This is a genomic window from Gemmatimonadaceae bacterium (genome assembly GCA_030647905.1).
Classification (GTDB): Bacteria; Gemmatimonadota; Gemmatimonadetes; order Gemmatimonadales; family Gemmatimonadaceae; genus UBA4720.
Window position 1 is genome coordinate 184248 of record JAUSJA010000008.1, and the last position, 14657, is coordinate 198904.

The following is a 14657-nucleotide window of genomic DNA, read 5'->3' on the forward strand; positions in this document are numbered from 1 at the left end:
TGACGATGTCGGCATGCTTCCCGTACGGCTTTGCCGGCGGGGGTTTGCCGTCGCACGTACGTACGGTCGCCGTGATTCCATTCGAGAATCTCACGTCGGCGCCGGAGATCCAGCAGGAGCTGGCTCTCGCGCTGCGCACGGAGCTGCGGAATCGCCTCGGCCTCCGCGAAGCGGCGGAGAATCGCGCGAGTGCGATCGTTCGCGGCACAATTCAGCGGTACGAAACCGACATCCCAATCGGCTACAGCGCGACCAACAAGGATCAGACGAGCGCGCGGCGGCAGCTGCAGATCTCGGTGGATATAGAGATGGTGGACCAGGTGTCCGGAAAATCTCTCTGGCAGCGGAAGGGGCTGATGGCGGAAGGTCAGTACGAGGAACGTGGCGAAGCCGGCGGGCGAAAGCAGGCGATCGAGCGCATCGTCAACGAAGTGATTCAGGGAGCCCAGTCACAATGGTGAGCGTCCGCTCCTGCTCGAGCGCGCGCTGCGGCGCGAGCCGCCTCGGCTGCCTTATCCAGGTCATCGTGCTCGGCGCGCTGCTATACTTCGGGTCCATCGTCGGCGAAGAGGCCCTGATCTACTACCGGTTCCATGACGCAATGAAGAACGAGGCGCGCTTCGCGGCGCGCCGGAGCGATCAGCAGATCAAGGATCGGCTGAGAGCTTTTACCGATTCAGTGGATCTGCCTGCTTCCGCGAAGGATGTGAACATCGTTCGCGAAGGAAACACGATCCGGATCTGGAGCGAGTACGATCAGGAGTTCAATCTGCCCTTCAACAAGCATCGCATCGTTCACCTCAGGCCGTCAGTCGAGAAATCGTTCTGAGTCCCCGCACTCCCGCTGAAAAAATCTTGACATGGGACGATGCCCGCCGCTGGCGGTCATCGCGTAACGGACGTGTCGTCTTCACCAACGGCGTCTTCGATCTTCTCCACCCTGGACACGTGGATATTCTCACTGCGGCCCGCGCGCGGGGCGATGCGCTCGTCGTGGGCTTGAACAGCGACGCGTCGGTGCGCCGTCTCAAGGGGCCCGGGCGCCCGGTCCGCAGCGAGGCGGAGCGCGCCTACGTTCTCGCCGCCCTCGAGTCGGTGGACGCGGTCGTTTTGTTCGATCAGGATACGCCGCTCGACCTTGTGCTCGCGCTGCGACCCGACGTCATCGTAAAAGGCGGTGACTACACCGTCGAGACTATCGCCGGGGGCCGCGAAGTACGGGAGTGGGGCGGGGAAGCGGTGGTGATTCCGCTGACGCCCGGACAGTCCACAACCTCAATCATAGAGAAGCTGAGTGCCCGATAAGGCAGTTGTTCGCACCGACCGCAGCAACTCGGACCTGCGCGTCGTTTCGCTCGAGCGCGGTGTTGCACCTTATGCCGAGGGATCGTGTCTGGCGACGTTCGGTTCGACGAAGGTCTTGTGCACCGCCTCCGTCGAGACCGGGGTACCGGCCTGGCGTCGCGGCAGCGGGCTGGGATGGCTCACGGCGGAATATGCGATGCTTCCGCGCGCGACCAAGACCAGGACGTCGCGCGAGCGGTCGCAGGTGGGCGGCAGAACGCATGAGATCCAGCGACTCATCGGGCGCAGCGTGCGCGCGATGCTCGACGACTTCGCGTTCGGCGAGTTCACTATCAAGCTCGATTGCGATGTGCTTGTCGCGGACGGCGGGACTCGAACAGCGGCGATCACCGGTGCGTCGGTTGCGATCGTGGACGCTTTCAACTGGATGGTGGAGACACGCAAGCTTGGCGCAACGCCCGTCAAGCGGCGGGTCGCCGCGATCAGCGTGGGAGTGATAGGCGGCGAGCCGCGCCTCGATCTCGACTATCCCGAGGACGTGGGTGCGGAAGTGGACATGAATGTCGTGATGAGCTCGACCGGGCAATTCGTCGAGGTGCAGGGAACGGCGGAGAACGGCACGTTCGATCGCGCGCAGCTCAACTCACTGCTGGATCTCGCCGTTGCCGGAATCGCGGAGCTCGATCGCAAACAGCAGGAAGCGCTTGCCGGCTGATGCCCGCGTCCTGATCGCGACGCGGAGCGCGGGCAAGCTCAGGGAGTTCCATGGACTGCTTGCCGACGCCGGGCTCACGGGTATCACGCTCGATGAGGCGGGAATCGCCTACTCGCCGGAAGAGGAAGAGATCGAGTGCCTCGACACCTTCGAGGAAAACGCGCTCGCCAAGGCGCGCTACTTCAATGGACTGTCTGGAATGCCCGTCATCGCCGACGATTCGGGGCTGTCCGTCGTCGCGCTTGGAGGCGCGCCTGGTATCTGGAGCAAGCGATACTCCGGCCGGGATGATCTGAGCGGCCAGGCGCTGGACGACGCCAACAACGCGAGGCTTCAAGCCGAGCTTCGCGGGTTTCGCGATACGACTGCGAGTTACATGTGCGCCGCCGCATACGTGAAGGGCCATGAGGAAGTCGTCGCGATCGGACAGACGTTCGGGAAGATCATCGCCGAGGCCAGGGGCGACCACGGATTCGGCTACGATCCGTACTTCTATTCCACCGAATTGAGCAAGACGTTCGGCGAAGCTGGCATCGAGGAGAAGGCGGTAGTGAGCCATCGCGGGCGGGCTTTCCGCGGCCTCGTTGCCGCGTTGCGCGTTCGCCGTGGCGGATAGTAGTTTGCGAGAGTTGTTCGGGGCGTAGCGTAGCCCGGTATCGCGCCTGCTTTGGGAGCAGGAGGTCCCCGGTTCAAATCCGGGCGCCCCGACTTTTTAACACAAAGCCCTGCCGTTCTTTCGTCGGCAGGGCTTGGTGCTTCGTTGAGTTTCTTTGCCCGTACCTTTGCCTGTTTGGCGGGAAATCAGGGGGTTTCGCTTTCAGGATTCCGTTCAGGACACCGGCTGCTTTTCGAGGCCTACCGAATCACCAGCCTGTCCTGCAGCTCTCGATGGATCGAAACCCACGGCGCGTTCGGAATGTTCTTCAAGCCGGTAGCCCAGCGCTGACTCGGCATCAGCCGAGCCTCGATTCCCATGCGGATCTTGCTCTCTGATTGCCGGATACGGAAGGTGTAACGCTGCTCGCTGGTAGCGCCTTGACTCACGATTGACCGACCCCTTCCGTCTCTCAGCCCGGTATATAGCGTGACAGACATGTCGACCGGCCGCCATTCAGTGCGCACGTAGCCGCTCTCCTTGTCGAGAACGCCTATGGCCGCCCGTTCTGAGACGACGTCCATGACAGTCTTCCAGGTTCGATCGAAGTCCTTCGACTCGATCGGAATGTCAACCCAGAACGGCCATTCGTTGACGGTTATCTGCGCCGGCAATCCAGTGAGTCCGACTGGCTCGGGAGGTGGTGGTGGCGCCGACGCGCAACCGAGAGCGATCATACCCGTTACTATCGTAGTCGCGAGACGAGCAAGGACCATTTTGCTACGTCCTCCAAGGTTTCAAGGAACAAGCAACCGTGTGCGCGAGGGGTCCGAATCGTCGAGAATGTATGGTACTACGCTGGTGTACGCAACGAGAACCTGCAAAAGGAAGAGAAGGAAGACACGAGGAAGGATCAGGGGCAGATGAGATCCATCACATCCTCCCGACGCACCTCGCCCAAGTAGTCCGACAGGTCCAGTCCTTCCAGCGCATTCGCGACGGCATCGCGCGAATAGGGAAGTCCGGTAAGTCGGCCCTCGAGCAGCTCGACGCTCTCCCGGCCCATGAAATCGCCGAAAATACGAATCGAGGCGATCCGGCCATCCCGCACATCTATTCGCAAGTCTATCTCGCCGGCCGGAAAGCGCTGCGCTCGCTGCACGTTGCTCGGTGGATTCTCACCGAAATTCCAGCTCCACGCGTTGTACTTCTCCTCGGCGAGATTCCGTACCTGCGTCCAGTCATCGCTGTCGAGCGCAAGCGTCGGTATCAGTGCGCGATCGCGCGTTCCGAAGATTCTCTCAAGGATCCGCTCACGCAGCTCGATGACGTCGAGAGGCGCTGTGACGAACTCGCTGATGTTCGCGACACGGCTTCGGATGGACTTGACGCCTTTCGACTCGACTTTTCCGGGCCTTGGCTTGAGGGCGGCGGTGACGTCGTCGAGGCTCGAGTGGACGAGGAGTGTCCCGTGGCTCAGCATCCTCGTTGGGCGCGCGAACTGGGCGTTGCCGGAGATCTTGCGTCCGTCGGCGAGGATGTCGTTTCGCCCGCCGAGCTCCGCCGGCACGCCAATGTCGCGAAGCACTTCGATCACCGGGTGCGTGAAGTACTCGTACCGGTTGAAGCGGGCCGTCACGGAAGGCGTCATGAAGCTGAAGTTGAGATTGCCGAGGTCGTGATAGACAGCGCCGCCTCCTGAAATGCGGCGCACGACGTGAATTCCCCTCGCTTCCACGACGTCGGCGGCGATCTCCTCGATCGTGTTCTGATTGCGGCCGATGATGATCGCCGGCGCGTTCACGTAGAACAGGAGCACGTCGTCATCCGCTGGCCTGTGGCGGAACACGTACTCTTCGAGCGCGAGATTCAGGCGTGCGTCGGTATTGTCCAGGTTGTCAACGAAGATCATGATGCTGTCTATGCGGGGCGAGGGTCTCTACGCGCATCCTGTCCCGGGTTTACGTTTCGGCAAATCGAAGGCGTGAATACTAATTGCCTCGGGCAGCCGCCGGGATTATCGTGTCTGGGTGGAACAGGGCGAGCAGTGCGGGAGCTTTCCGGTTCGAATCCGGTCCGCCCAATTGAATGAGAGCTTCGCCTTCGTTAATTTTCAGGACTTGATGCGCCAGTAGCTCAGTTGGATAGAGCAACAGCCTTCTAAGCTGTGGGTCGGGGGTTCGATTCCCTCCTGGCGCGCCAGAGTGCAGTGACCCGGTTGAAAAATCTGCGCCGTTAGCTCAATTGGCAGAGCAAATGACTCTTAATCATTAGGTTGCAGGTTCGATTCCTGCACGGCGCACTTGAGAGCGATCATGGGAATTCGCATTGAATCGACGGGAGGGATCTCGAAAGAGGTCCCTTCGTCGTTTCCCGTGCCGATGTGAGTCCCCGCCCGAGCGTCGTCGTTCCGGCCCACAACGCCGGACCCGATCTGTCGGAGTGCCTTCGCGCCCTCCTCGTAAGCGACCTGCCTCGCGCTGAGTGGGAGCTCCTCGTGGTGGACGACGGGCAATTGCCTTCCATTCCCGGCGCATGAACGCACCGAGCGGCTCCAGCCGAAGATGGAATTCGTATGACGATTGCCTTGAATCCAACGCATACTCTCGCCTTGTGAGGAGGGACTGTCCTGCCGCCTTGCGGGAGTCCGCTTGCTCACTTCCTTTTGCCCGCCGCGCAGACAATACTTCGTGAGTGTTACCGGGGCAATGCCGCCTGTTACAGCAGTAGTATTGAGAGGAAAGAATGGCGATCGAGGAAAAACCAGGCAGAAACGAGGACAAGTACTTCGCCCGACTGGACGCCGATCTGATGAAAGAGCGGCGCGCCCGCCTGGACGAGGAGCGCCTCAGGCAGGAGAGGACGTCGCACTACAATAAGTGTCCCAGATGCGGCTCCGATCTCGTGGAGCGGGAGCATCGCGACGTCAAGATAGATCAGTGCCCGGAATGCGGAGGCATGTGGCTCGACAAGGGGGAGCTCGAGATGATCGAGCACATCGGCAGACACACACCAGGGTTCATGGAAAATCTCATGCGCCTCATCCGCTGATGCCGGCCCGCGTGAAGGGCCTCATGCAGCAGGCCGACATGCTTTTCAGGGCGGCGGCAGAGTGCCATCGGCAGCATACGCGCCACGCCCGGCTGGTCAAGCTGGGCGCACCTGACGAGGAGCAGCGGACTGCGCTGGAGATGGCCTACCTTTGCGACGATTTCCTCGGCACGGCAATGACCGGATACGAGAAGGCGAAGGGGCACACCGACGGCCACGCCGACGATGCATGGTGGCATCGAGCCAACATGCTCTGGCACGCGAGCCGCGAGTACGTCAGGCGACACGCGAACTGTGATGGCCTCACACACCGCCATGGCAAGCAGTCGCGCGACAGGCTAGCCGAGCTCACCACGGGATTCGATCTCGAAGCTTCGGCCCTCCTCGCTCTCCGGATGGCCGCCGATTCCTACGGCGCCGCGAGGCCAGAGGCGGAATAACCCAGTCGTTGCCGTATCTTGGCGACGATCATCTCGATGGCCACGGAATTGTGCCCGCCCCTCGGCACGATGATATCCGCGTAGCGCTTGCTGGGCTCGACGAACTGCAGGTGCATCGGCTGCACTGTCGAGAGATACTGCTCGATGATCTCGGCGAGCGGCCGTCCACGTGCCGACATGTCGCGCCGGATGCGGCGGATGAGTCTGATGTCCGGATCCGCGTCCACGAAGACTTTGACGTCGCACAGATCGCGAACGCGATCGTCCACGAACAGCAGAATGCCGTCAACGACGATCACGTCGGACGGGGGCACTGGAACGACTTCGCCTGACCGCAGGTGTGTCACGAAGTCGTACACCGGCTTCTCGATCTGCTGACGGTCTGCCAGCTGCTCGAGATGCGTCGTGAGCAGCTCGTAGTCGAACGCGTCGGGATGGTCCCAGTTGAGCCGGCGGCGCTCGTCGAAAGACAGCTCAGTGAAGTTCCGGTAGTAGGCGTCCATGTCTATGAACGCGACGGAGAGCGACGAGAGCCCCTCCGCCACGTTTGCGGCGACGGTCGATTTCCCGCTTCCCGATCCACCGGCGATTCCGATTATGAGCGGCTTGTGCATTCTGTGCGAAATTCCAGGTCTCTCCGGAGCAGCAGCGGGCGGCGCCTGGGCGAAGCCGATGCAGCTGCCAGTCTATGTCCACACTGCCGCGCGAACAAGCGTCGTTTGGCGAAATTGTCGTTTGGCGAAACCGTTGTCCGGCTTCGTCGTCTATAATGATGTGGCCGTGGATCCGCCGCCGCAGATTTCGGTCGAGGAGACGACTGGTTATGTTATGGTGCGCGGCGCAGGGTTCTTGCAGGTCTGTACAACCACCTTCCGCTTATTTCCACACTTTGTGACAATAGCGCAGTACCATGAGCGTCGCGTAACGACCAAGAGGATACAGCCACCGGAATGAGCGCCGAAACCAGGATTCTCGTAATCCACTCCAGTCCCGACACCCCTCGACGGATCGCTTCTGCGCTCGCCGCCACGCCGGGCTCAGCCTTTTCAGAGGCGGCGATCGAAAGCGCTGAAACGCTCGAGAAGGCGCTCAAGATGACGAATGGGCATCAGCCCGCCGCAATCATTACGAGTACGGAGCTCGCCGATTCCACCGGCGTGGCCACGATTCGCTCGATCCGCCGAGAGTTCCCCGCCGCTCCGATCATCGTCCTGGTAGAGGACGAAGATCACGCCTCGGGGGCGGAGGCGCTGCGCAACGGCGCGCAGGACTATCTCTTCGCCAGTGAGGCGCGGGGCGACGTCATCGACTGCTCGATCCGCCGGGCGGTGGAGCGCTGCCGGGTCGACCACAGCCTCGCCGATGCGAGTTGGAAGTCGGGAATCGGCGAGACGGCGCTGCCCGCCGCTGCGAACCCCCGCCCGAGCGCGCCGTCCGCATCGGATACCGCAGCGAGAACGATTCTCCTCGTCGACGACGAAGAATCGGTGCGTGCGATCATCACCAAGATTCTCGGACGTGCCGGCCATCAGGTGCTGGAAGCGGTGCATGGACAAGGGGCGCTGCGCCTCGCCGCCGCCTACGATGGGCCAATCGACCTGCTGATCACCGACATGTACATGCCGGGACTCCGCGGTCCGGAGATTGTCGAGCGCCTGCGGCAGACCAGGCCGGGAATACACGTATTGTTCATGTCCGGATTCACGGACGAAGATGTCGCCCGGTCGGGACTCGACCCGGCGTTGAGCTTTCTCCGGAAGCCCTTCACGATTCAGGAGCTTACCGAGGCGGTGCAGAGCGCACTTACCGAGCAGACTCCGCCTTAACCGGTCACGTCACTCCGGTCTGAGCGAGAAGCGCCGTTACCGGGCCGCTTCGCTCCCGTTATTGAAGACGATTGTCGCTGGGATTCCGCGGATGCCGAACGATCCGGCGGTTCGGGGCGAGCGATCGGCGTCGAGCTTGGCGACAAGTGCGCGCCCCTGGTAGAGGGTCGTGAACCTCCTCTCCCAAAGAGTGAAGTGTCCACGAAGCCGGGTCAACTCCACAATCGGAAGGAGGTTCCAGAACTATGAAGAAGACGAGGGCTGGAATGCCGATCCGCGAGCAACTCATCCGAATGACCCCGGTTTGCTTTATCGCCGCGCTCCTGGCGGTCATCGTCGTCGCGGAAAGCGGCATCGTCAGCGAACAACAACGGGTCGCGTAGCTCATGGCCGAGCAATCGAGGATCCTCGACTCGTTCTTCAAACACGTACAAACGTGCTTGGTAATTCTCGACAGACATTTCAACTTCATCCGCGTCAATGATGCGTACGCTAAGGCATATGGACGCGACGTATCCGCATTCGCTGGACGCAATCATTTCGAGCTGTACCCGTCCGATGAGCTCAAAGCAGCATTCGAGCGTGCCGTTCAGACGAAAGAACCTTTCCAGGCTTTCGCCACACCGTTCACGTTCCCTGACCATCCGGGATGGGGCGTCACACACTGGGATCTCAGGTTGGTTCCGATCCTGGACGATCGAGGTGAAGTCGAGTTTCTGGTCTTTTCTCTCAACGATGTCACCGACCGCGTGCAGGCGCAGGAGGCCGTGAGGCAGAGCGAGGAGCGCTACCGTGAGATGATCATGAGCAATTTCACCGGTGCCTACGTCTCGACGCCTGCTGGCGCGCTGCTCGCGTGCAATCCGGCATTTGCCTCGATGTTGGGGTTCGCGTCGGTCGAGGAGGCTTTGGGCACTGATCTCGCGTCACCCTACAAGGACCCCGAGGACCGGCGGGAATTCCTTGACGCACTCCGCGCCGAGCGGCGGCTCGATAACCGCGAGACCGAGTACCGGCGATCAGATGGTAAGCCGCTGCATGCAATCGAGAACGCCGTGGGCGTGTTCGACGAGGGTGGCGACCTGATCGAGATTCGAGGGTACCTGATTGATACCACCCAGCGGAAACACCTGGAAGACCAGCTCAGGCAGGCACAGAAGATGGAGGCGGTGGGCCAGCTGGCCGGTGGGATCGCTCACGACTTCAACAACATCCTGACCGCCATCCTCGGGTTTTCGGAGCTCTTGCTCGCCAGCTTCGAACCGGGTGACCCGCGCTGCGCCGATGTGGAGGAAGTACTGAAGGCTGGCGAGCACGGGGCCAGTCTCACGCGTCAGCTCCTGGCCTTCAGTCGCCGGCAGGTCGTGCAGCCGGTCATCCTGGACGTCAACGTCGTCGTGACGGGAATCGAGAGTCTCATTCGGAGGCTGATTGGCGAGAATATAGACTTCAGGACGATCCTGAGAGCCAGCCAGGCGCGGGTCAAGATGGACAAGGGGCAGCTGGAGCAGGTGCTGGCGAATCTGGTGGTCAATGCCCGCGACGCGATGCCAGACGTCGGCAAGCTGACTGTTGAGACCTCAGCCGGGCAGCTGGACGAGTTGGGACGGGGACGCTTCAAGTTCAGGCCGGGGCGCTATGTGCTCATTTCAGTGAGCGACACCGGAACTGGAATGGATGCGGAGACGCAGTCGCGCATCTTCGAGCCGTTTTTCACGACAAAGGAGATCGGAAGAGGCACTGGCCTTGGCCTCTCGACCGTTTACGGAATCGTCAAGCAGGCAAGCGGCTTCATCGACGTCCAGAGCGAGCCTGGCAGCACGACGTTCAAGATTTATCTGCCCTTGACGGACGAGCCGCTCACGCCTGCAGAAGGCGCGCCTTGTACGATCAGACCGGACCTGCGGGATACGACAATCCTGGTCGTGGAGGACGACCCTGCCGTCCGCGAGTTGATCAGGAAGACGCTGGCCGCGGAGGGATATCGGATTCTCGAGGCGGAAAATGGCTTAGTGGCGCTAGGTCTTCTCGAACAGCGCGAAAAGCCTGTCGACCTCGTACTGACCGATGTCGTGATGCCTGGGATGAGTGGAAGGTCTCTTGCGGATCGCGTCGGACAGCTCTATCCGGAGCTCAAGATCCTGTTCATGTCGGGTTACTCTAGCATCGCCGACAAAGAGGTTCTTGATTTTGGAGTGTACTTCCTCGAAAAGCCATTCTCACCGGAAGTCCTGAAAGCCGAAGTGCTCAAGATGCTGCGCTGACACCGCCGACCCAACGTTCTTTGATCAACTCACGGAACGGTCCGGGAGATAGGTGACACTTCAGTCCAAGGACATGGTAACACTTTTTTCTTGTTGCGGGTGGTGGTGTGTGGTGGTGTGTGGAGGGGGGTTGAAGTCGGGTGATGTCCGGGGTAGAATGCGTTCCCGCCGTGAATTCGCGTATAGGTGTATGATTCAGTGTTGGCGGGGATTCGTGGAAAAAAGTTTCAGCAAACGCCTTGACGGATCGTTATAGAAAGTCTACTATTCAAGGCTGCCAGAGAATGGCAACCGAGCTTTTTGAAAATCGAAGTTGAGATCAAGTGATGTGCGAGGCGAACTCTACGATCCGGGTCCATTCAGGGGCACGGGGAGAGTTTGAACCTGAAATATCACAAAGTGATTCCGGACGTGGTGCCAGACGGCATACGTCTGGTAAGCCGCGTTCGGAGAGCAATCGAATCTCTTAACTATTGGAGAGTTTGATCCTGGCTCAGGATGAACGCTGGCGGCGTGCTTAACACATGCAAGTCACGGGGGTTCAGAGCGCAAGCTTTGGGCAACCGGCGAACGGGTGCGTAACACGTGAGCAACCTACCGAAATGAGGGGGATAGCCGGCCCAACGGCCGGGTAATACCGCATACGCTCGAGACCAGGCATTTGGACTCGAGGAAACCTCCGGGGCATTTCGAGGGGCTCGCGGCCTATCAGCTAGTTGGTGAGGTAACGGCTCACCAAGGCGACGACGGGTAGCTGGTCTGAGAGGATGGCCAGCCACATTGGGACTGAGATACGGCCCAGACTCCTACGGGAGGCAGCAGTGGGGAATCTTGCGCAATGGCCTAACGGCTGACGCAGCGACGCCGCGTGAGGGATGACGCTCTTCGGAGTGTAAACCTCTTTTGCCTGAGACGAATTGTCAGCTTTAGCTGATTTGACTGTATCGGGTGAATAAGCACCGGCTAACTCCGTGCCAGCAGCCGCGGTAATACGGGGGGTGCGAGCGTTGTCCGGAATCACTGGGCGTAAAGGGCGCGTAGGTGGCCTGATAAGGGTGTGGTGAAAGTCCGGGGCTCAACCCCGGATCGGCCGTGCCGACTGTTAGGCTAGAGTGCTGTAGGGGCAGGCGGAATTCCGGGTGTAGCGGTGGAATGCGTAGAGATCCGGAGGAAGACCGGTGGCGAAGGCGGCCTGCTGGGCAGATACTGACACTGAGGCGCGACAGCGTGGGGAGCAAACAGGATTAGATACCCTGGTAGTCCACGCCGTAAACGATGGGTACTAGGTGCTTGGGGGAGCGACCCTCTGGGTGCCGGCGCTAACGCAGGAAGTACCCCGCCTGGGGAGTACGGCCGCAAGGCTGAAACTCTAAGGAATTGACGGGGGCCCGCACAAGCGGTGGAGCATGTGGTTTAATTCGACGCAACGCGAAGAACCTTACCTAGGCTTGACATGCATGGGAAACTCCTCAGAAACGAGGAGCCTCCTTCGGGATCCATGCACAGGTGCTGCATGGCTGTCGTCAGCTCGTGTCGTGAGATGTTGGGTTAAGTCCCGCAACGAGCGCAACCCCTGTTCTTAGTTACCAGCGCGTAATGGCGGGGACTCTAGGGAGACTGCCGGTGCCAAACCGGAGGAAGGTGGGGACGACGTCAAGTCATCATGGTCCTTACGTCTAGGGCTACACACGTGCTACAATGGGCCGGACAGTGGGGGCCGAGGCAGCAATGCCAAGGCAATCCCAAAACCGGTCCTCAGTTCGGATTGTCGTCTGCAACTCGACGGCATGAAGCTGGAATCGCTAGTAATCGTGGATCAGCATCGCCACGGTGAATACGTTCCCGGGCCTTGTACACACCGCCCGTCACGCCATGGAAGTGGCGAGCGCCCGAAGTCCGTGTCGGAACCCGCAAGGGACCAAGCGGCCGAAGGCGAGCGTCATGACTGGGGCGAAGTCGTAACAAGGTAGCCGTAGGGGAACCTGCGGCTGGATCACCTCCTTAACGGAGAGTAACGAGTAGACTTGGTTCGGCGTAAGCCGTTAAGTCGAAAGTTCTCAACGAGTTCGCTCGTCTTGCATCATCCTTGATCTCAACATCGATTTGTTTTCGTTCGACAGGTGTCGAAGCCTGCCGGACGCATTTTGCGCCCTCGAGTCCGAGCCCCCGGGTTCGCCTCGGAGAGGCACAGCTGTTTGACAACGGATTGTAGTAGTGATCGTGGGATTCGATGCCTGGGACCTGATAAGATCCTGGGCGTCAAGAATCAACACTGATTCAATTTCGTCGCGAGACGAGCTGGAGCGAGCAATCGCGAAGGCTCAAAAAGCGAGCAAGATTGATTCATTCGTTAGATTGCGCGTGTAGTTGGTAGTTGTTTGTATGTGTTTGTTTGAGTCAGAAATCTGATCAAGCGAAAGAATGTATGTCGGGGATGCCTGGGTACACGGAGGCGAGGAAGGCCGTGGTAAGCTGCGATAAGCCAGGGGGAGCTGCACACAAGCTGTGATCCCTGGATGGCCGAATGGGGAAACCCGGCCATCAGAAATGATGGTCACTCCTTACGAGGAGAGCGAACCGAGGGAACTGAAACATCTAAGTACCTCGAGGAAAGAGAAATCAACCGAGATGCCCCAAGTAGCGGCGAGCGAACGGGGCCCTAGCCCAAACCGTTACTCCTTGTGAGTAGCGGGGTTGTAGGAGCCACATACGGTACGTCCAAGTGTCAGCGGAAGTCTCCTGGAAAGGAGCGCCATAGACGGTGATAGCCCGGTACGCGAAGGCCAAGGGACGTGCTAGTGGATTTCCTGAGTAACGCCCGAGCTCCGAGGAGTCGGGCGTGAAGCTGGGGGGACCACCCTCCAAGGCTAAAGCCTCCCGTGTGACCGATAGTGAACGAGGACCGTGAGGGACAGGTGAAAAGCACCCCAGTGCGGGGAGTGAAAGAGTGCCTGAAACGACATACATACAAGCGGTAGGAGGATGGGCATGACCTTCGGGTTGTGTCGCGTCTGACTGCGTGCCTTTTGCATTATGATCCGGCGAGTTACTCCTGTGGAGCGTTTAGGCTAAGCCGCTGTGCGGCGGAGCCATAGCGAAAGCGAGTCCTGCAAAGAGGGCGTTTAGTTCCATGGGGTAGACCCGAAGCCAGGGCGATCTACCCATGTGCAGGGTGAAGCGCGGGTAACACCGCGTGGAGGCCCGAACCGGTACGGGTTGAAAACCGTTCGGATGACGTGTGGGTAGGGGTGAAAGGCCAATCAAGCCTGGAGATAGCTGGTTCTCCCCGAAATCTATTGAGGTAGAGCCTCAGGGAAGGCCGCAAGGCCTGTTGTACGCAGGGGGTAGAGCGACTGGATGGGCGCGGGGGAGCGAAGCTCCTACCAACCCCAACCAAACTCCGAATACCTGTGCTATGGACCCTGGGAGGCAGTCGCTGAGCGATAATGTCCAGCGGCAAAAGGGAAAGAACCCAGAGCCACAGCTAAGGCCCCAAAGTGACCACTAAGTATAGCGAAGGATGTGAACGTGCCGTGACAACTGGGAGGTTGGCTTAGAAGCAGCCATTCCTTGAAAGAGTGCGTAATAGCTCACCAGTCCAGCGTGTTTGCGCCGAGAATGGTCGGGATTAAGTGGTCCGCCGAAGCTTGGCCTTCATACTATGTATGAGGGGTAGGGGAGCGTTCTCATCTGCAATGAAGCGGTCGTGGAAACGTGCCGTGGAGCGATGAGAAGTGAGGATGCCGGAATGAGTACGCGCAAATCAAAGTGAAAACCTTTGACACCGTAAACCCAAGGATTCCTGCGCCATGGCAATCAGCGCAGGGTGAGGCGGAACCTAAGGCGAGGCCCCAGAGGCGTAGTCGATGGATAGCTGGCGAACATTCCAGCCCCGCCGTTTAGGCGTTATTACCACAGAAGGGACCGTGTAACGAAGGGAAAGCGGCTTTGTGGATGGCCGTCCAACCGCGTAGGGGAAACCCGAGACGGGAGTGCGAGAATGCGGGGCAACCCAAGTTCAAGTTTTCTGGAGTCGACACGCAAGAAAAGCTTCTGCTGGGAGTCTGAACGTGCGTCCGTACCGTAAACCGACACAGGTGGGTAAGGCGAGTAGCCTAAGGTGAACGAGTGAAACGAGGTCAAGGAACTCGGCATAATGATCCCGTAACTTCGGAATAAGGGATGCCTTTCATGGTTGCATTATTTACTGATGCTGCTGTGGGAGGCCGCAGATAATCGGCTCAAGCGACTGTTTAGCAAAAACACAGGTGAGTGCCAAGCCGCACAAGGCGCCGTATACTCACTGACGCCTGCCCGGTGCCGGAAGGTTAAGGGGAGAGGTCAACCTGGCTTACGCCGGGTGAAGCCTTGATCCGAAGCCCCGGTAAACGGCGGCCGTAACTATAACGGTCCTAAGGTAGCGAAATTCCTTGTCGGGTAAGTTCCGACCTGCACGAATGG

14 protein-coding genes, 3 tRNA genes and 2 rRNA genes are annotated in these 14657 nt (G+C 59.9%); 15 read left to right on the forward strand and 4 right to left on the reverse strand.

Annotated elements, in window-relative coordinates; genetic code table 11:
• Nucleotides 1-5: 5 nt before the first annotated feature.
• The 6 genes from lptE to Q7S20_01810 all read left to right on the forward strand — a co-directional run bounded on the left by lptE (nt 6) and on the right by Q7S20_01810 (nt 2728).
• On the forward strand, nt 6-461 hold the full coding sequence (gene lptE / locus Q7S20_01785) for an LPS assembly lipoprotein LptE (protein ID MDO8500557.1): 456 nt from the start codon (nt 6-8) through the stop codon (nt 459-461).
• Complete coding sequence (locus tag Q7S20_01790) at nt 455-829, forward strand: hypothetical protein (protein ID MDO8500558.1); 375 nt, start codon at nt 455-457, stop codon at nt 827-829. The genes lptE and Q7S20_01790 overlap by 7 nt, the downstream gene beginning before the upstream one ends.
• 26 nt (nt 830-855) lie before the next feature.
• The gene (gene rfaE2, locus Q7S20_01795) at nt 856-1305 is read left to right on the forward strand and encodes a D-glycero-beta-D-manno-heptose 1-phosphate adenylyltransferase (GenBank protein ID MDO8500559.1); all 450 of its coding nucleotides are present in this window, start codon (nt 856-858) and stop codon (nt 1303-1305) included.
• Nucleotides 1295-2020 carry a ribonuclease PH gene (rph, locus tag Q7S20_01800; GenBank protein ID MDO8500560.1) on the forward strand — a complete coding sequence of 242 codons (726 nt, stop codon included), beginning with the start codon at nt 1295-1297 and terminating at the stop codon, nt 2018-2020. The genes rfaE2 and rph overlap by 11 nt, the downstream gene beginning before the upstream one ends.
• Complete coding sequence (locus Q7S20_01805) at nt 2010-2636, forward strand: non-canonical purine NTP pyrophosphatase (GenBank protein ID MDO8500561.1); 627 nt, start codon at nt 2010-2012, stop codon at nt 2634-2636. Before rph ends, Q7S20_01805 begins: the two co-directional genes overlap by 11 nt.
• 18 nt (nt 2637-2654) lie before the next feature.
• Nucleotides 2655-2728: transfer RNA gene (locus Q7S20_01810), tRNA-Pro, on the forward strand.
• A 147-nt stretch (nt 2729-2875) separates the two neighbouring features.
• Here Q7S20_01810 and Q7S20_01815 read toward each other — a convergent pair.
• Both Q7S20_01815 and Q7S20_01820 read right to left on the reverse strand, forming a co-directional pair.
• The gene (locus Q7S20_01815; GenBank protein MDO8500562.1) at nt 2876-3391 is read right to left on the reverse strand and encodes a hypothetical protein; all 516 of its coding nucleotides are present in this window, start codon (nt 3389-3391) and stop codon (nt 2876-2878) included.
• A gap of 137 nt (nt 3392-3528) precedes the next feature.
• Nucleotides 3529-4527 carry a lipoate--protein ligase gene (locus Q7S20_01820; GenBank protein ID MDO8500563.1) on the reverse strand — a complete coding sequence of 333 codons (999 nt, stop codon included), beginning with the start codon at nt 4525-4527 and terminating at the stop codon, nt 3529-3531.
• Nucleotides 4528-4740: 213 nt separating this feature from the next.
• Between Q7S20_01820 and Q7S20_01825 the strand changes: the two genes are divergently transcribed.
• The 5 genes from Q7S20_01825 to Q7S20_01845 all read left to right on the forward strand — a co-directional run bounded on the left by Q7S20_01825 (nt 4741) and on the right by Q7S20_01845 (nt 6106).
• A tRNA-Arg gene (locus tag Q7S20_01825) sits at nt 4741-4817 on the forward strand.
• Nucleotides 4818-4844: 27 nt separating this feature from the next.
• Nucleotides 4845-4917, forward strand: a tRNA-Lys gene (locus tag Q7S20_01830).
• An 81-nt stretch (nt 4918-4998) separates the two neighbouring features.
• Nucleotides 4999-5154 (forward strand): glycosyltransferase, encoded by a 156-nt coding sequence (locus tag Q7S20_01835; protein MDO8500564.1) that lies wholly within the window; start codon nt 4999-5001, stop codon nt 5152-5154.
• A 206-nt stretch (nt 5155-5360) separates the two neighbouring features.
• On the forward strand, nt 5361-5666 hold the full coding sequence (locus Q7S20_01840; GenBank protein MDO8500565.1) for a zf-TFIIB domain-containing protein: 306 nt from the start codon (nt 5361-5363) through the stop codon (nt 5664-5666).
• The gene (locus Q7S20_01845) at nt 5666-6106 is read left to right on the forward strand and encodes a hypothetical protein (protein ID MDO8500566.1); all 441 of its coding nucleotides are present in this window, start codon (nt 5666-5668) and stop codon (nt 6104-6106) included. The genes Q7S20_01840 and Q7S20_01845 overlap by 1 nt, the downstream gene beginning before the upstream one ends.
• On the opposite strand, the gene udk is transcribed toward Q7S20_01845, so the two are convergent.
• Nucleotides 6076-6720 carry a uridine kinase gene (gene udk, locus Q7S20_01850; protein MDO8500567.1) on the reverse strand — a complete coding sequence of 215 codons (645 nt, stop codon included), beginning with the start codon at nt 6718-6720 and terminating at the stop codon, nt 6076-6078. The two genes, Q7S20_01845 and udk, sit on opposite strands and share 31 nt — an antisense overlap.
• A 336-nt stretch (nt 6721-7056) precedes the next feature.
• Between udk and Q7S20_01855 the strand changes: the two genes are divergently transcribed.
• Entirely contained in the window at nt 7057-7932 is an 876-nt protein-coding gene (locus tag Q7S20_01855; protein ID MDO8500568.1) for a response regulator, read from the forward strand.
• 36 nt (nt 7933-7968) lie between these two features.
• Here Q7S20_01855 and Q7S20_01860 read toward each other — a convergent pair whose 3' ends face one another.
• A complete protein-coding gene (locus Q7S20_01860; GenBank protein ID MDO8500569.1) occupies nt 7969-8148 on the reverse strand; it encodes a thioredoxin domain-containing protein in 180 nt (59 codons plus the stop codon).
• Nucleotides 8149-8318: 170 nt separating this feature from the next.
• On the opposite strand from Q7S20_01860, the gene Q7S20_01865 reads away from it, so the two are divergent.
• The 3 genes from Q7S20_01865 to Q7S20_01875 all read left to right on the forward strand — a co-directional run.
• Nucleotides 8319-10196: a PAS domain-containing protein gene (locus Q7S20_01865; GenBank protein ID MDO8500570.1), complete on the forward strand. Its 1878-nt coding sequence runs from the start codon at nt 8319-8321 to the stop codon at nt 10194-10196.
• A gap of 470 nt (nt 10197-10666) precedes the next feature.
• Nucleotides 10667-12200, forward strand: a 16S ribosomal RNA gene (locus tag Q7S20_01870).
• A 403-nt stretch (nt 12201-12603) separates the two neighbouring features.
• Nucleotides 12604-14657, forward strand: a 23S ribosomal RNA gene (locus Q7S20_01875); the annotation flags it as partial.